Annotated in this window: 12 protein-coding genes; 8 read left to right on the forward strand and 4 right to left on the reverse strand. The window is 55.5% G+C overall.

The genetic code is table 11. The features are described 5' to 3' along the window. The first annotated feature begins 1 nt into the window (after position 1). The 7 genes from HNQ92_RS18485 (at position 2) to HNQ92_RS18515 (ending at position 8,439) form a co-directional block, all read left to right on the forward strand. Entirely contained in the window at positions 2-346 is a 345-nt protein-coding gene (locus HNQ92_RS18485; RefSeq protein ID WP_184175971.1) for a hypothetical protein, read from the forward strand. A 149-nt stretch (positions 347-495) separates the two neighbouring features. Continuing rightward, positions 496-2,892: an ABC transporter permease gene (locus tag HNQ92_RS18490; protein ID WP_184175973.1), complete on the forward strand. Its 2,397-nt coding sequence runs from the start codon at positions 496-498 to the stop codon at positions 2,890-2,892. 251 nt (positions 2,893-3,143) lie between these two features. Beyond that, the gene (locus HNQ92_RS18495) at positions 3,144-3,776 is read left to right on the forward strand and encodes a hypothetical protein (RefSeq protein WP_184175975.1); all 633 of its coding nucleotides are present in this window, start codon (positions 3,144-3,146) and stop codon (positions 3,774-3,776) included. Positions 3,777-3,807: 31 nt separating this feature from the next. Continuing rightward, positions 3,808-4,119, forward strand: a complete 312-nt coding sequence (locus HNQ92_RS18500; RefSeq protein WP_184175977.1) for a winged helix-turn-helix domain-containing protein — start codon at positions 3,808-3,810, stop codon at positions 4,117-4,119. Positions 4,120-4,240: 121 nt separating this feature from the next. Then, a complete protein-coding gene (locus tag HNQ92_RS18505; RefSeq protein WP_184175979.1) occupies positions 4,241-5,485 on the forward strand; it encodes a hypothetical protein in 1,245 nt (414 codons plus the stop codon). Between the two features lie 194 nt (positions 5,486-5,679). After that, positions 5,680-7,218, forward strand: coding sequence for a DUF5060 domain-containing protein (locus HNQ92_RS18510; protein ID WP_184175981.1), 1,539 nt, complete (start codon positions 5,680-5,682; stop codon positions 7,216-7,218). 339 nt (positions 7,219-7,557) lie between these two features. Beyond that, positions 7,558-8,439, forward strand: coding sequence for a hypothetical protein (locus tag HNQ92_RS18515; RefSeq protein WP_184175983.1), 882 nt, complete (start codon positions 7,558-7,560; stop codon positions 8,437-8,439). Positions 8,440-8,471: 32 nt separating this feature from the next. Here the strand turns inward: HNQ92_RS18515 and HNQ92_RS18520 are convergent, their stop codons facing one another. Continuing rightward, complete coding sequence (locus HNQ92_RS18520; protein ID WP_184175986.1) at positions 8,472-9,407, reverse strand: response regulator transcription factor; 936 nt, start codon at positions 9,405-9,407, stop codon at positions 8,472-8,474. A gap of 163 nt (positions 9,408-9,570) precedes the next feature. Here HNQ92_RS18520 and HNQ92_RS18525 point away from each other — a divergent pair, with 163 nt between their 5' ends. Then, entirely contained in the window at positions 9,571-10,254 is a 684-nt protein-coding gene (locus HNQ92_RS18525) for a hypothetical protein (RefSeq protein WP_184175989.1), read from the forward strand. A gap of 159 nt (positions 10,255-10,413) precedes the next feature. Here the strand turns inward: HNQ92_RS18525 and HNQ92_RS18530 are convergent, their stop codons facing one another. The 3 genes from HNQ92_RS18530 to HNQ92_RS18540 all read right to left on the reverse strand — a co-directional run bounded on the left by HNQ92_RS18530 (position 10,414) and on the right by HNQ92_RS18540 (position 16,646). Beyond that, positions 10,414-11,850, reverse strand: a complete 1,437-nt coding sequence (locus HNQ92_RS18530; protein ID WP_184175991.1) for a RagB/SusD family nutrient uptake outer membrane protein — start codon at positions 11,848-11,850, stop codon at positions 10,414-10,416. Positions 11,851-11,862: 12 nt separating this feature from the next. Beyond that, a complete protein-coding gene (locus HNQ92_RS18535) occupies positions 11,863-15,348 on the reverse strand; it encodes a SusC/RagA family TonB-linked outer membrane protein (protein ID WP_246440413.1) in 3,486 nt (1,161 codons plus the stop codon). A 194-nt stretch (positions 15,349-15,542) separates the two neighbouring features. Next, positions 15,543-16,646 carry a FecR family protein gene (locus HNQ92_RS18540; protein WP_184175993.1) on the reverse strand — a complete coding sequence of 368 codons (1,104 nt, stop codon included), beginning with the start codon at positions 16,644-16,646 and terminating at the stop codon, positions 15,543-15,545. Positions 16,647-16,688: the final 42 nt, after the last annotated feature.

The raw sequence follows: 16,688 nt of genomic DNA on the forward strand, positions 1-16,688 counted from the left end.
AATGAAAAGATCCATTCTATTCGTGCTATTGCTAGGTACCTGTCTGAGTACCCAGGCGCAGTCGTCTTCCTTGCAAAGGCCGGACCCCATCAAACGGGGAAGTATAAGCCAGAATGCGCCCGAATTGGTACAGACACGAGCGGCGGCTATTTTCGGCCATCCCGATTTCCGAAAAACGACGGAAGAAGATACCTTAGCCGGGCGCTTAAAACTCCGGTATGAATATATCCTCGACGGCGAAGAGTTTGTCTACGAACGTACCATCAATACGCCGGGTAAAACCAAAAAAGAAATTCAGAAGCTGATCGAGGAAACGGAGCGGGAGCTGGGTATTCCAACGATCTAGTACTGAAATAGATCGAGATAACAAAGCCGGAAAAGAAGGGGCGGGTAGGAGGTGAGGGAATAGGGCTTCCACCTTAACTTTTTTTAACAGCCCGCCATGCCTATTTGTCCGTACCTTGATGGGCCAATCATCCGCGTACGGACATTTTTATGTGGAAGCATTATTTCAAAACCGCCTGGCGCAACCTGCGTACCCAACGGAGCTACGCGCTGCTCAATACCCTGGGGCTTTCGGTGGGGATAGCCGGTACCTTGCTGATTTTCCTGTACGTGCAGTACCACCTGCGCTTCGACCGGCACCACGCCCAGTACGACCGCCTTTTTCGGATCAGCACCGACCTGCACCTGGCCGATGGCTCGGTAGAATACAACCCCGAAGCGCCCCTGCCGATGGCGCGGGTACTTCGGGAAGAGTACCCGCAGGTAGAGCAGGCGGCCTTCCTGATGATGAACCGCGACCTGACCGTAAGTGTGCGGCGGGCGGGCGCAAGTACCCCCAGGCGGTTTCTGGAGCACGGCCGAACGGCCCTCACCGAGCCCGAGTGGTTCCAGATCCTGAGCTACACCTGGCTGCGGGGAAACCCCGAAACCGCCCTGCGCGCGCCCAACAGCGTGGTGCTGACCGAAACCTGGGCGCGGAGGTACTTTGGCAACGAAAACCCCATCGGCCAGGTACTTACGCTAAACAATAAAACCGAAGCCACCGTGACGGGCCTGCTGGCCGACCCGCCCCCAACGACAGACACCGAAGTGGGGCTATTTATTTCTCTGGCTACGCTGAAAAGCCTGTACCCCGATTTTGACCCGAACGACTGGTACTACCTCAACAGTACCCACCGGCTCTACTTCACGCTGAAAGACCCCGCCGCGGCCAGTAGCCTCCAGCAGGCGCTCCCGGCGCTAGCCCAAAAACACTACGGGGCCGACGCCTCCGTATTTCAGTTTGTGGTGCAGCCCATGCGGGAATTTCATTTCGACGTGGCGCGGGGCGGCGGGGCCATTCGGGCTTCGTTGCTGGTGTCGCTGGCGGTGGTGGGAGCGCTGCTGATCGGGGCGGCTTGCATCAATTTTATCAACCTCGCTACCGCGCAGGCGCTCGGGCGGAGCAAGGAGGTAGGGGTACGCAAAAGCCTGGGGAGCTCGCGCGGGCAGCTGATCAGGCAGTTTTTGCTCGAAACGACCCTCGTCATCCTGGTGGCTACCGCGCTGGGTACTTTGCTGGCGTGGCTGGCCCTGCCCGTATTCAACCGCTGGGTAGCGCTGCGGCTGGCCTTCCGACCCGACGGCCCCACGCTGGCCTTTGTGGGCTTGCTGCTGGGGGTAGTGGTACTGCTGGCGGGCGGGTACCCCGCGGGGGTACTTTCGGGCTTTTCGCCCTGGGCGGCGCTGCGGGGTAAGCTATCGGCGGCCTCGGGCCGGGGCTTTACGGTGCGCAAGGTGCTTGTCGTGACCCAGTTTGCGGTGTGTCAGGTACTTGTTCTGGGGGCGCTGGTGGTGGCGCAGCAGGTAAGGTACATGCAGCGCGCCGACCTGGGCTTTCAGAAAGAAAACGTAGTCGTGGTGCCGCTACCCTACGGCACCAAGTCGGCGCAGGATGCCTTCAAGCAAAAGCTGGCGCAGTACACCGACGTCCGGGCCGTGAGCCTGAGCCACCACGCACCGGCCAGCGAGCTTGGTTACGGGGGCTCCTTTAAATTCGACGAAAAACCCGACTGGGAGCTGTTTCCGGTGCGGCACCGCCTGGCCGACGCCGACTACCTAAGTACCTACGGACTGCGGCTGCTGGCGGGCCGTAGTATCGCGCCCAGCGATACCATCCGGGAGTACCTCATCAACGAAACCCTGCTCCGTCGGCTCGGCTTTCACGATCCGGAGCAGGTACTGGGCAAAAAGCTGCAATACTACCTCTCCGAAGTACCCCTGCCCATTGTAGGTGTGGTGAAGGATTTTCACCAAAAATCCCTGCGGGAGGAAATAGGCCCCTGCATCATTGCCAGCCGGGCCGACTGGTATATCCACGCGGGTATCCGTATTTCGGGCCACGATCCGGCCCGGACGCTGGCGCAGATCCGGCAGACGTGGCAGCAGCTGTACCCCAACGACGTATTTACCTACGAGTTTCTGGATGAGCAGGTAGCACGTTTTTACCAAACCGAAAACCTAATGGCGCGCCTGACGAACGCTTTCACCGGCCTGGCCATCCTGATCTGCTGCCTGGGCCTGTACGGGCTGGTGTCGCACGTAGTACTTCAGCGCACCAAGGAGATCGGCATCCGGAAGGTACTGGGGGCCAGCGTCATGGGCGTGGTGGTGCTGCTTTCCCAGGACTTCGTAAAACTGGTGCTGCTGGCCATCCTGCTCGCTACGCCCGCGGCCTGGTACCTGATGCAGCAGTGGCTGCAGGACTTCGCCTACCGGATCGAGCTACCTTGGTGGGTACTGGCGCTGGCAGGTACTTTGTCGGTGACGCTGGCGCTGCTGACGGTGAGCTACCAAAGCGTCCGGGCCGCCCTCCTCAACCCGGTGGAGAGCCTGCGGAGCGAATGATAGGGCAGAGGGGTAAGGGCTTTGGGCAGAGGGCATTGGGCGCTGGGTACTTTGGGGCGTTGGGTAAAGGGGTACTTTATGGCAAAGGGCTGTAGACATAGGGTACTTTTTATTTAAAAGTACCCTACTAAGCTCCCTTTCTCCGCCGGAGAAAGGGCGGGGGGATAGAGGCTTTTTAAAAAAAAGTACCTTTGTACTGATGAATAAATAAACTTTTATTCTAACTTTGTTTCTCAAAGTACTTTGTTTTTATGCAAAAGCACGAACCTCTGGCCGCCTTGCAGGAGATCCGCCAACTCATGGATCGCTCCTCGCGTTTTCACGCCCTCAGTGGATGGTCCGGAATGACGGTAGGCCTGATCGCGCTGGTGGGGGCGGGGGTAGTTGGCTGGTACTTCAATCGGCACGGGCTGAGCTACCAGGCTATTTACGGCCCTAACCCAAACGCCGGGGCGGTGACCTTCCTGGCGCTAACGGCGGCGGCGGTACTGGTGCTGGCTGCCGGGAGCGCCGTGTATTTTACCTACCTCAAAGCCCAAAAAACCAAGCAGCCGGTATGGCACAGCCAGGGGCGGCGGCTGGTCATCAACCTCTGTATCCCGATGGCCGCTGGCGGGCTCTTCTGCCTGGCCTTGTACTACCACGGCCTGCTGTACCTGGTGGCCCCGTCGATGCTGCTGTTTTACGGCCTGGCCCTCATCAACAGCAGCAAGTACACCTTCGACGAGATCCGGTACCTGGGTATTTTTGAAACCGTGCTGGGCCTGCTGGCCTGTTTTTTTGTGGCGCACGGACTGCTGGCCTGGACGCTGGGCTTCGGGGCGCTGCACGTGGCCTACGGGGCGTTAATTTATTACAAATACGAAAAGGCCGGCATGCGGTAGCAGACGGTCGGGATTTGATTGGAAAGTACCTATGGAAAACGTGAAGGAATACCTGAAAGACATCAACAAAAGCTTTGAGAGCCGGGCTCGCCTGGGTATTATGTCGGTACTCATGGTGGAGGAAAGCGTCGATTTTGCCTACCTGAAAGAAGCACTTCAACTCACCGACGGCAACCTGGCCAGCCACCTGCGTGCCCTGGAAGAGGAGCGCTATATATGGGTAGAGAAACAATTTGTGGGCCGCAAACCCAACACCCGCTACGGTGCTACCCCCACCGGACGAGACGCCTTCGTCAGCCACTTGGATGCCCTGGAGCGCCTTATTATGACCAATAAACCGTAGGCTATTTTTTTGCCTACATACTTTGAAATACAAAGTGCTTTGTTTATTGGCAAAGCCTATTAATTCGACTCTCTAAGTACCCCTTCTTTTTAACAAACACTTACCCCAAAAACAAAGCCCCATGAAAGACGAAATTTTAGTGAATCTGGAAAACCCCCGGCAGCTTGAGCAGTTGTACCGGAGCGATACGGCCACCTTCCGGCAAGCGTTCCAGGCGCTGTATCCCGAGCTCAAAAGTACCCCCGGCGCTACCTTTTGGCACGAACGGCTCAACTACCCCTCGCCCGAAAGTACCTTGAGCAGCGGCCGGGATTTGCTTTTTGTACTCGTTGCTGCGGCAATTGCGGGTACTTTGGCCAAGCTGCCGGTCCTCTTTTCCATCGACGAAGAATACTTCTACACGCGCAACATCGGCTTCCTGGTATTTCCCTTTTTGGCCGCCTACTTTGTCCGCAAAAACAAACTTTCCGGGCAGCAAATCGGGCTGATCGGAGGAGCCATGCTGCTGGCGCTGGTCTATATCAATGTGCTGCCCAGGTACCCCCAGAGCGACACGCTGCTGCTGGCCTGCGGGTACCTGCAGGTACTTTTATGGGGGCTGGTTGGTTACGCTTTTGTGGGGCCGAAGCCCACTAGCGCCGACCGGCGGCTGGGGTACCTGCGCTACAACGGCGACCTGGTGGTGATGGGTGCCATCCTGCTGCTGGCCGGGGGCCTACTGACCGCCGTCACCATCGGGCTTTTCTCGCTGATCGGGTACCAAATCGAAGAGTTCTACGCGCAATACGTCGTGGTGTTTGGGCTGGCGGCGGCTCCGCTCGTAGGTACCTACCTGACGCAGGCCATTCCGCAGGTGGTGCATAAAGTGTCGCCCGTGATCGCCCGGCTGTTTAGTCCGCTGGTGCTCGTGACCCTGGTGGTGTACCTGGTCGCTATTCTTTTTTCGGGCAAAGATCCCTACAACGACCGTGAATTTCTGCTGCTATTCAACGCCGTGCTGGTGGGGGTGATGGCGCTCATTTTCTTTTCGGTGGCCGAAGGTACCCAGTCCAACCTCCACCGGGCCGAGGTACTGGTGCTGTTTCTGCTGTCCGTCGTCACGGTACTCGTCAACGGCGTCGCGCTCTCGGCCATTCTGTTTCGGGTGTCGGCGTGGGGCTTTACGCCCAACCGGGCCGCCGTGCTGGGGAGCAATATCCTGATCCTGATCAACCTCCTGCTCGTTACGGCCCAGCTCTTACGGGTACTTCGGCGGCAGGTACCGCTCAGCGAAGTAGGGAAGCCTATTTCGGCTTTCTTGCCCATTTATCTAGGCTGGGCGGCCGTCGTTGCCTTTTTATTCCCGCTGCTTTTTGGTTTTAAGTAAGCCAAAGTACCCTTAAAGTACCTCCGGGAAGGTACTTCAAATATCCCCCGCTTCGGAAAGGAGCGGGGGATTTAGGGCGCGGTCCGCCGGAGAAACCTCCCGCGCGCTGAGGTAATTTCACCCTTCCGCAGGGGTAGTTTCCGGTCGGAGCTTGCTTTTGGCTGGTACTGAACTTACTAAACCCCCTACCGAACATGAAGAGAATCGTTTGTGGGCTACTCCCTTTGGTGGTCTTATTGATGAGTCTGCACCAGCGCAATAAGGAATCTACGGTGGAGCAATGGGCGGTGTATGAGCTGGTACTGGAAGGTCCCACTGCCGGAAATCCGTTTCTGGAAGTGGAGCTCGAAGCTACCTTTAAAAAGGGCCAGGAAAGCCTGGTGATTCCGGGCTTTTACGACGGCCAGGGTACCTACCGCGTTCGGTTTTCGCCGCCCAGCCAAGGCCGCTGGACGTACCAAACCAAAAGCAACGCGCCCAAGCTGACCAACAAAAAAGGTACCTTTCGGTGCGTACCGCCGACGGGGACCAATCATGGCCCGGTCCGGATTGTCAATACCTACTACCTGCAATACGCCGACGGCACTCCCTACTATGGCGTGGGTACCACCGCCTACCAGTGGACCAGCGTGAAGCAGTCCATCCAGGCCAAAACCCTGGCTACCCTGGCCCAGGCCCCTTTTAATAAAATCAGGATGTGCGTCTTTCCGAAGTCGTACCAGTACGGCAACAAGTCGGAGCCGTGGATGTACCCCTACAAGAGGGAAGGTACCCAAAATGATTTCTCCCAGCCCAACTACGAATTCTTCCAGAATTTCGAAAAGCGGGTCGCGCAGCTTTCCGAGATGGGCATCCAGGCCGACGTCATTCTGTTTCATCCCTACGATTCGTGGGGGTACTGCAACATGGGCAAGGAATTAAACGAGCAGTACGTCCGTACCATGATCGCCCGCTTGTCGGCCTACCGGAATGTGTGGTGGTCGTTGGCCAACGAATGGGACGAGCCCAAGATCAAGACGGCCATCGACTGGGAGGGCATCGGGGCGCTGCTTCAAAAAGAAGATCCGCACCAGCGCTTGCGCGGCATTCATAACTGGTACGACTCCGAGGATCATTTTTATGATCATTCGCGGCCTTGGGTCACGCACGTCAGTACCCAAACCGCCCAGTACTACAACGCCATCAAATGGCGAGAGCGCTACCAAAAACCGCTGCTCTTCGACGAGATGCGCTACGAAGGCGACGTACCCAGCGGCTGGGGCAATCTCAAGGGCCAAGACATGGCCAGTTATTTTTGGATGGCGGGCCTGAGCGGCGGCTACCCCACGCACGGCGACACCTTTGTAAACGACGCCGACGACGCCACCGAAGTACGCTGGTGGGCCAAGGGGGGTACTTTGGTGGGCGAAAGCCCCGAACGGATCAGGTACTTTAGGTCCATCATGGAGCAGGCACCCGTGTCTGAAATGACGCCCGCGTTCACGGCCCTCGGCGAGCCGAAAAAGCTCGCTACCAACCTCCATGTTTTTGCCAAACCCGGCGCGTACTACCTGGCCTACGTAGCCGAAGCCGGACAGCCCGTGGAGGTAAACCTGAGCGGTAACGCGCCCTACAAAATGGAGATCATCGATACCTGGGCCATGAAAATAACCGAGCAAACAACGGTAAAACCGGGCCGGTTTACCTACAAAACCACCATGCCCTACACGGCCTTTCGGTTTACCAGGGAGTAGAAGGGGTACTTGGCGGAAGGTACTTTGCTGCTTGAATGCCGCACGGCGGAGCGCCGCCCAGCGGGGTGGTTTTTTGACGGTTTTTGATCGCTCAAACTACGGAGTACCTAAAAACGCACGAAGGTAGGCCATTCACGCCTGCTCTAGTAAGGGCAATTCGCAGCCTTCCTACTTTTTATCAACTACCTGCCTGGTACCTACCGGGTTCTTCGTATTGGCTTAAGGTACCCCTTCCGGCTGCCATTAAGTAACTAATTGGACGTTAGTTAAGTACTTTATTTATTTTTTATACCTATTTTTGGGCAAGTTTACGCTTTGCTTAATCCTGCTCTTCTCTACATGTATAAGTACAAATGGTCCGGCTTATTGGTGCTGGTGTGGCTCGTATCGACGCCCGGCTTGGCTCAGTTTTCTTTTTTTTCCAATGAATACAAGGAAAAATACGAAACCGAGCGGCAAAAGGGGCTGCAAATGAGTCAGGACAACCAAGCCCTGAAGGATAGCATTCGCTCGATTATTTCCCTCAACGGCCAGCTACGGCGCGTCATAAGTACCCTGGAAAGCAATCAGATAAAACTGGAAGAACGTCTCTTGCAGCACAACCGCGAAAATAAGCGCGTGCTGGCTCAGCTAGGGCAGCTCAAAAAAGATACCGCCAGCCTGCAAGGACAGATCCGGACAATATCCGGCCACCTGGTGCAGGTAGAGCAGGAAGGAAAGCAGCAGAGTGCCCGGCTCGAAAAGCAGCTCTACGTGTTGAAAGACTCGCTGAAAATCAACACCAGCCGCTACCAGCAGAGCCACCAGGAGCTGACGAAGATTCAGTCGCTGGTGAGCATGATCAAAATTGGCGATATGGAGTTTTCGATTCCGCCCGCTGCCTTTAGCGATGTACTGCATAAGGCTCTGGCCTCCGAAAACACCAAGCTAAGCCTCCATACCGAACAGCCCGGAAAAGTGACGCTTATTTTTAAGACTTCCTTGCGGGAAAAACGTTTCTTGGGCTATCGGGAAGTACCCTACCGCGTGGAAGCCTACCTTTCCTACTTTGCGCACCCGTACTACTCCAGCGCCAAAACCATCCTGACGGTCTATACGCGCTCGTTCCGGACGAACAAAAATCCGGAAGTGGAAGTAAATGATTTTGAGCATTCGGAATTACTCAAACGGATGTTTTACGAAGAGCTGGAGCGGGTCAATGACGTTGCGGCGGTCCGCTGAAAGTACCCCCCTACAAGTCAGGTCCGATCCGTTTACTTCGAAAAATCGCGTAGCATGGAAGCCAGCTGCGTACGGCTCTTGACGTTGGTTTTCTGGTAGATGCGGTGCGTGTGGTCCTTGATGGTTTGGACGGTCACAAATAAATGATCCGCTATTTGCTGGTTGGTTTTGCCCGCGCAGATCTCCCGCACTACCTCCGCCTCCCGGGCCGTAATGCCGTATTTTTGCACAAAAAAAGCAAACGTAGCCGGTTCTGACCAAGTACCTGCCAGGGGTACTTGGGGGAGCGGCGGAAGCTTGGCCGCGTAAACAAAGCAAATACCCAGCGCCGTTTGGCCGAGAAAATAAAGAAAAAGGAACGCCAGCTCGTAGGTGGGCTGCTCCGCTACGATGAAAAGCAAAGGCACATGCAGGCCACCCAGCCCCACCACCAGCCCCACGAGCTTCGCCTTGGCGGCACCGGTAAAGTACCTAAGCTTGGCAAAACCCAGCAGCGAACCCACGAAAACGATAACGACCAGCACCAGCCCGGCATACCAGGGGTAGGTACTTTGCGGGAGTTGGCCCGGCGCCCAGGCTCCGTACAGCAGCAGGGCCAGCAGCAGGGTACTTGTTAGCACGGGATAAACAAAAACCCGGCGGCGCGGTGCATCCAGCAGTTGTACGGCCCACAAAATGAACATCAGCTTCCCGGCCAGTAGAAAGGGGGCGCTGATCACCACCAGGAAGTCGGCCGCCGGGGCCAGGGTATCGTAGCGGTCGGAGGTTAAAAACAGGGTGCGAAACCACCGCTGACTCCACAGCGCGTAAAAACCGAAGGTATAGATCAGGATCAGGTAGTATTGAAAGTACCGGAATGCCGGGTACTGCTGGTACGCCCTACGCCGGAACAGAACCAGGATTCCGCCGGCGGTGAGGGCCAAACAAAACATAAATACAATCCAGCTATACAGTCTACTGACATCCATGAACAGAACGGGCGATTTCTTGCTTCAAAAATATCCAACCCTACCTTTCCTACTACCATACTTAAGTAGTGTTTATGAAAATCACTACTTAAGTAGCTGTTTTGGCGGGGCGGCCGGGGCTACCTTTGAACCAAAAATAACGCATCAAAAAAACAAGTAGGTCATGGAAAATAGAAGCATCTTAGTACCCCCGCGTTGGGAAGGTAGCCTGTCGTTCGGCTGGCAAAAAATGAAGCAGTACTTTCTGCCGCTGCTGCTGGTGGTGCTGGTGCTGTGCATAGCCGACGCCCCCCTGGAAAGTCTGAAAAAGAGTACCTACGATCGTACCGCCACCTGGGTACTTCTTGAGATACTCGCGGTAGCCTATTGGCTTTTGTTGCTGCCGGTATTTGATTACAGCGCCGACCTCTTGTTCATACAAGCCATCCGCAACCAAAAGCTGGACCTGAAAGACATTGTGGTGGCCTTCAAAAACTACCTCAACGTAGTACTGACGCACCTGCTGGTGACGGCCCTGATAGGCATTAGTATGATAGCACTCATTATTCCGGGTATTATCGTGGCGTGCCGCCTGGCGTTTACTTCTTACCTCGTGATGGACAAAGGCCTGGACCCCATCGCGGCGGTAGAGACCAGCTGGAAAATGACCAGCGGACACGGCTGGCGTATCTTTGGGCTGGGGGCCACGGCGGTCTTTATTTTCTTCCTGGGCCTGTTATGCTTTATCGTAGGCATACTGCCCGCCCTGATCTGGATCAAGGCCTCCTTTGCCTCGCTCTACGAAGCCGTCCTGATAGAACGGGGCGAGGCCGACTCGCCCGAACTGCCCGCCGAGGCTCAGCTGTAGGTACCTGGTGGCAGAGGGGTAATGGCTTTGGGCAAAGGGTTCGGGGGTATTTGGGTACTTTTTTGAAAAATACCCAAGTATCCCCGAACCACTAGGATAGGGACTTTCCGGCATCCACCAAGTACCCTTTGCCCCGAACCCCATGCCCCAAAGTACCCATCAATAACCCGGATTTTGTCGAATCCTGGTAGGGTTGATGTCGATCTGGCTCTGCGGAACGGGCCAGATGAGGTTATTGGCACTGAGGGTAGTTTTAATCCCGATGGCGGCGGCTTTGGCTTGCAACACGGGTAGGGCGCGGTCCGTGCGGACGAGGTCGAACCAGCGGTGGCCTTCAAAGGCCAGCTCCACGCGGCGCTCCTGCTCCAGGGCCAGGCGCATGGCCGACTGGCTACTGATAGCCAGCTCACCCAGGCCGGCGCGCGTCCTGATCCGGTTGAGGTAGGGGAGGGCTTCGGCGGTTCGGCCCGTTTCGTTGAGGCATTCGGCGTACATCAGCAGCACGTCGGCGTAACGCAGTACGGGCCAGTTGTCGTCCGAATCGCCGGATACAACAGGCGTGTCCCGGTACTTTTTTACAAAGTAGTAGTCCACCCGGTTGCCCTGTGCGTTGGTGTAGTTGGTGGCCATGGATACGTTTTTACGCACATCGCCGGGTTCGTAGGCTTGCTCTATGTCGGGCGTAGGGCGGTTGTTGCCTCCACCGCCAAACTGCACCACCGCGTTGCCCGAGTTCTCGGGCGCAAAGGAGTTAGCAAATCCGCTGCCTTCACGCGGGACCAACCCTTTCTTGTACTGTACATCAAACAAAGACTCTTTATTGTTTTTGTTGGCGGCATTGAATAGGTCGGCGTAATTGGGCAACAGATCATAGACGCCACTATCGATGACTTCTTTCAACTTGGCGGCGGCTTCGTTGTATTGCTTGTTGGTCAGATATACCTTGCCGAGCAGTCCTTTGGCGGCTCCGCGCGTGGCTCGCCCGATGTCCGCGCTAGGGTAGGTGGCAGGTAGTGCTTGCTCGGCATCAAGCAGATCCTGGATGATCTGCCGGTATACATCCGCGGCGGGTGCCCGTTCGTAGCCGTAGCCTTCGGCAGGGTCGGTGATTTCTTTTAGTACTAAAGGTACATCGCCAAAGACCCGCACCAGGTTGAAGTACATCAGAGCCCGCAGAAACTTCGCTTCTCCGCTAATGCGCGTTTTAAGCGTTTCGTTCATGGGTACCGGGTTGATCCGATCCAGGATGGTGTTGCAACGGTAGATGCCCCGGTAGCCGTCGTTCCAGCGGGCCAAAAGTACCGGATTGGTGGTTCGGATGTAAAATTTATCGAATTCGTCCTGGTCGGTTACGGAGCCCGACAGCACGGGCGTCGTATTGTCAGAAGGGATTTCGCCCAGAATGTAGTAGTTGCCGTACTGCCCTCCCGCCTGTAAACTAGCATATGCGCCATTGATGGCCGTGATCATGTCGGCCTGGGTTCGAAAAAAAGTTACCGTACTGGCGGAAGAAATCGGGGCCAGGTCCAGGAATTCTTCCTGACAGGCCGTGAGGCTCAGGGTAGCCAATAAAGTCAGTATGAATTTATTTTTCATGTTGATTCAGGATTAAAAGGAGAGATTGAGGCCAATGGTGTAGGTACGTGCCAGCGGGTACGAGCCGTAGTCCACGCCACCCGTGAGGGCACCTTCGTAGCCACTCACTTCGGGGTTGAAGCCAAGGTACTTCGTAAACGTAAGCGCATTCTGTACACCGGCGTACACCCGGGCGTTCTGGATTTTTATGCGCTCCGACAAGGCCCGGGGTACCTGGTAGCCCAGCGTAATATTCCGGATTCGGAAGTAGCTGGCGCTTTCGATCCAGCGGCTTGATATGGCGTTGCTATTGCCCGTGGTACGTATGTTGGCCCTAGGTACTACTCCGTTGCCAGGCTGGTCGGGTGAGCGCCAGCGATCCAGGACGGTAGAGAGTTGGTTTTGGTTTCCCTCCAGGTTCTCGATAAAACGACGGCTCAGGTTCAGGATTTGCCCCCCTTGTACTCCCTGCGCCGCAATGCTCAAATCAAACCCTTTGAAGGAAATGGTATTGTTGAAGCCGTAGATAAAATCGGGCTGGTTGTTACCGATGAGGGTTCGGTCGTTGGCGTCGATGACGTTGTCGTTATTAACATCCGCAAATTTTACGTCACCGGGGCGGGCGTCCGCAAAGCGGGGCGAAGCGTCCAGATCGGCCTGATCACGGAAGACGCCAATTTGTTGGTAACCAAAGAAATTGCCCAAGGGCTGCCCAATGACGGTAATGTTGGTTTCGCCTACGCCCGAGCCGCTCCGGATGGCATCACCCGTGGGCCCCAGTGCCAGTACTTTATTGCGGTTGAAGGAAATGTTCAGATCGGTTGTCCAGGCAAATTTTCCTACCGTATTGCGCGTGGTAAGGCCCAGTTCCATTCCTTTGTTTTCGACTTTACCAATATTCTGATTGGCCGACGTAAAACCCGTGATGCTAGGTACTTGTACCGAAAGGAGAAGATCAGACGTAATGCGGGAATAGTAGTCGGCTACCACGAAAATCCGATTTCGAAGCAAACCTAATTCCATACCTATGTCGGTTTGGAGGCTCTTTTCCCAGGTCAGGTTAGGGTTGCCGATTACGTTGGTCGCCAAGCCACTGGCTAGTCCGTTTCCGATCACGTAGTTATCGATACCCAGCGTCCCGATGGCTCCGTAATTGGTGAAGGCGTTGTTTCCGGCCAGCCCCACACTGGCTTTCAGTTTCAATTCAGAGATCGCCGCCACGTTTTTCAGGAAAGCCTCTTCGCTCACGCGCCAGCCCACCGAAGCCGAGGGGAAGATCCCGTAGCGCTGGTTGGCCCCAAAGCGGGAGGAACCATCGGTACGAATGGAAGCATTGAAGAGGTACCTATCGTTGAACGTGTATCCGATCCGCCCAAAATAGGAAGCCAGCGACCATTCTTCTTTGAGCGAAGTACCCCCCGAAATAACCCCGGCGTTGATGGTCCGGACAATGTCATTTGGGAAATTATTAGCCTCCACCCGATTGGATTCCAGCGTATTCTGCTGCGCTTCCATACCGATCAACGCGCTGAAACGGTGCGCGGTGCCTAGCTCGAAGGCGTAGTCGAGGGTGTGGTTGGTGACCCAGTTGATGTTTTGGTTCGTGGCGGAAGCACCCGTGCTAATATTAGGCGGCAGGAGTTGGTTGAGCGGCATGGTAGAAGCCCGGAACTCATTCTGTCGCCAGAAAGTGAGGTCACCGCCCACACTACCACGGTACTTGAGGCTTTTCCAGATGCCTATCTCCACGTAGGTATTGCCCAGCAGGCGCAGCGTATTGACAAAGTTATCGGCTTCGGTGATGTTGGCTACGGGGTTGGTTACACCAGCCCAGTCGTAGGGAGCAGCCACGGATGCCTGTGAGTTATACGTAATGCCGTCAGCCTGATAAATAGGAATGAGAGGTACCTGAGCGAGGGCGGCATTGATCACTCCGTTGTCGGCCCAGTGTCCGGCGGCACGTACCCGGCGGTCCATGGTGTAGCTGGGACTGATGCTCATCCCTACCTTTATGTTGGGGCTGAGCTGGGCGTCCAGGTTAGAGCGGAACGTATAGCGATTGATCCCCGACTCCCGGATGATCCCGTCCTGCTTGAGGTAGTTGCCCGATACCATGTACTGTACCTTGTCGGAGCCACCGGAAGCAGATAGCTGGTAGTTGCTGATGGGTGCTCGCTGAAAGATCAGATCCTGGTAGTTGTAGCTGGTCAGGTTGGCGGGGTCGTCGAAGTTGAGCCACGGAAATTCACCGCGCGGGTAGCGGTAGCGCTGGCCCGCCGGGCGGGCGCTGTTGGGGTCGCTGGCCGACGAGCCGGGTACCCGCTCCAGGTAGGCGTTGTTGGTAGCTTCCTTGCTGAACTCCGCAAATTGCTGGGCGTTGAGCATGTTCATGGTCTTGCTCACCTCCTGAATGCCCGTATAGTAGTCGAAGTTGATGGTACTTTTGCCGGCTTTTCCCCGCTTGGTCGTGATCATCACTACCCCGTTTGCTCCCCGGGAACCAAAAATGGCCGTAGCGGAGGCGTCCTTAAGTACATCTACAGTTTCGATGTCATTGGGGTTGATGAGGTTCAAGCCACTCCCGTTAATCAGATCGCCGGAGTTCAAAGGCTGGCCGTCCACAACGATCAGGGGGCCGTTACCGGCACTGATGGAGCCTAATCCCCGGATTTTGATGGAAGGGCCACTACCCGGAGCGCCCGAAGCCTGCTGGATCAATACTCCCGGCATACGTCCGGCCATGCCCTCGCCGATGTTGGTCACGGGCATATCCTTGATGGTTTGCGTGCTGAGGGAAGCAATGGAGCCGGTCAGGTCTTTGCGGTTTTGGGTGCCATAACCCACTACCACGATTTCACTCAGGGCTTTTACGTCGGCTTTAAGCGAGACATTGATCTGCGAGCGAGTACCTACTACTTCTTCCCAAGACTCATACCCCACAAAGCTAAATACCAGAATGGCTCGGGCGTCGGGTACCGAAAGGGAGTATCGGCCTTCGTTGTCGGTGGTAGTGCCCTGGGTAGTACCTTTTACCAGAATACTTACCCCCGGCAGGCCGTCTCCGTTTTCGTCAGTCACCGTCCCGGAGACCGTCTGATCGGCCGGTAAGGCGTCGTAAATAAAGCTGGGGTTGAAAGTAGGCCGCGTAAGTGAGGCCGAAAGGCGGCTTAGCACTATCTCTTTGCCAATGACCCGGTACTTGATGTTCAGAGGAGTAAGTACTTTTTCCAGCACTACCGAGAGCGGCTCACTGGCTGCCAGTAGGGTTACTCGCTGATCGGCATCCAGGAGCTTGGTTCGGTACGTAAATTTTACACCGGCCAGGCGCTCAATATCGGCCAATACCGTCCGGATTTCCTTGTCGTTGGCTTTTAGGCTTATTTTTTTATTCAATAGCTCCTGAGCCGTGGCGTCCCGTGCCAGCGAAACACTCACAAAAATCACCGCAAAGCAGAGCTGAATCAGCGAGATTCTCATAAGGTAGGCTATTTTCTTTTGGTTTTGTACTGTTTTTTTCATTGTTTAGATGGTTTTTGAGGTTCAACATCGCAAAAACATTCCAGGCACTCCTCGTTAGGAGGAGATTCGTTTGACAAGGACGGCCGTGGAAAAGTACCGGGCCGACGACGCTGCAACGTCGCCGGCCTTTTTTAGGCATTCGTTACTAGTGGTTTAGGGGCATAAGGGTTAGGGTAGTTGGGTTATACATGGTTTTAGCATCCTTTACTACTGATAATAACCTGCGCATCGACTACTTTATAGCTCGCTCCGATGCTTTCACAGATCACTTCCAGTTTATCGAAGAGGGTTTCTACCGCCAGGGTAGTGGTAAGATGGCAGGGCGCCAGGGCCTCCGCATCAAACACCACTTCAATGCCGTATACTTTTTCCAAGGCTTCGAAAATCTCAGCTACGGGGGCGTCTTCAAACGCAAACTTCTCCAGCTCGTGCTGCGAGAGAAGTACCTGTGGGATTTCGATCAAGGTGCGGTTAAAACGCTCTTCATCCCGGAGAAAAAGTACCTGCTGGTTGGGTGACAGGACTAGGCCAGCCGTTTCGGGGTCGGGGGTACGGCTGGATTTATTGGCGTAGACCGATACGCGCCCGGTTTTGACCGATACCCGTACTTCACGCTCTTTTTCGAGGGCCGAAATATGAAAGCTCGTACCCAGTACTTTCGTAACCAGCCCGTGGGAATACACCAGGAAAGGTTTTCCCGCATCTTTGGCTACCTCAAAGAAAGCCGAGCCCGTTAGGAATACTTCCCGATTGGCCCCTTCAAAGGATTTTACGTAGCTCAGGCGGCTGTTTTTTTCCAGAATAACGGTACTTTCATCGGGTAAGCGCAAGGTAAAAGAGCTGGATGTGTTGTTGATTACCTCTTCGAGGGGGTGTTCCTGCGCGGCTAGTTCAACCAGGCCGTGATACGTGGAGGCGCTTTTGGGAAGTTTAGTACCGCTAAGCCACCAGCCAAGCCCTACCAACAGCACCACCGAAGCGGCCGCCGCCCACGGCAGCCAGGTACCTGGAGGCAAAGTACGTCGACGTTCTTCCAGAGAAGAGGCAAGCTGCCGGTCGATGCTATCCCAGATTTCCCGCGCCTCGTCTTGCTGGATGGGAGGCACACTCGCCTCTCCGAGCAAAAGTACCCGTTGGCGGGCTTGCTCGATCGTGGCTTTCTGGTGGGGAAATACCTCCTGGAATTCGTGCCAGAACTGGTCAGACTGCGAATTGGGATGCTTTACCCACTGGATGAAGTACTCGTCGCCCACGAAGTCGGCGGACTCATAAGAAGCGTAGTGTTGATACATGGTCATTTCTATTCTACCCCCCTAAATCGGAAGAGTGCGCCTTTGTAC

Source organism: Rhabdobacter roseus (assembly GCF_014202275.1).
Lineage (GTDB): Bacteria > Bacteroidota > Bacteroidia > Cytophagales > Spirosomataceae > Rhabdobacter > Rhabdobacter roseus.

What these genes read in the sequence shown, in the direction of transcription:
- HNQ92_RS18485 (WP_184175971.1), top strand. Translation starts at nt 2, where the DNA reads ATGAAAAGATCCATTCTATTCGTGCTATTGCTAGGTACCTGTCTGAGT.
- HNQ92_RS18490 (WP_184175973.1), top strand. Translation starts at nt 496, where the DNA reads ATGTGGAAGCATTATTTCAAAACCGCCTGGCGCAACCTGCGTACCCAA.
- HNQ92_RS18495 (WP_184175975.1), top strand. Translation starts at nt 3,144, where the DNA reads ATGCAAAAGCACGAACCTCTGGCCGCCTTGCAGGAGATCCGCCAACTC.
- HNQ92_RS18500 (WP_184175977.1), top strand. Translation starts at nt 3,808, where the DNA reads ATGGAAAACGTGAAGGAATACCTGAAAGACATCAACAAAAGCTTTGAG.
- HNQ92_RS18505 (WP_184175979.1), top strand. Translation starts at nt 4,241, where the DNA reads ATGAAAGACGAAATTTTAGTGAATCTGGAAAACCCCCGGCAGCTTGAG.
- HNQ92_RS18510 (WP_184175981.1), top strand. Translation starts at nt 5,680, where the DNA reads ATGAAGAGAATCGTTTGTGGGCTACTCCCTTTGGTGGTCTTATTGATG.
- HNQ92_RS18515 (WP_184175983.1), top strand. Translation starts at nt 7,558, where the DNA reads ATGTATAAGTACAAATGGTCCGGCTTATTGGTGCTGGTGTGGCTCGTA.
- HNQ92_RS18520 (WP_184175986.1), bottom strand. Translation starts at nt 9,407, where the DNA reads ATGGATGTCAGTAGACTGTATAGCTGGATTGTATTTATGTTTTGTTTG.
- HNQ92_RS18525 (WP_184175989.1), top strand. Translation starts at nt 9,571, where the DNA reads ATGGAAAATAGAAGCATCTTAGTACCCCCGCGTTGGGAAGGTAGCCTG.
- HNQ92_RS18530 (WP_184175991.1), bottom strand. Translation starts at nt 11,850, where the DNA reads ATGAAAAATAAATTCATACTGACTTTATTGGCTACCCTGAGCCTCACG.
- HNQ92_RS18535 (WP_246440413.1), bottom strand. Translation starts at nt 15,348, where the DNA reads ATGAAAAAAACAGTACAAAACCAAAAGAAAATAGCCTACCTTATGAGA.
- HNQ92_RS18540 (WP_184175993.1), bottom strand. Translation starts at nt 16,646, where the DNA reads ATGACCATGTATCAACACTACGCTTCTTATGAGTCCGCCGACTTCGTG.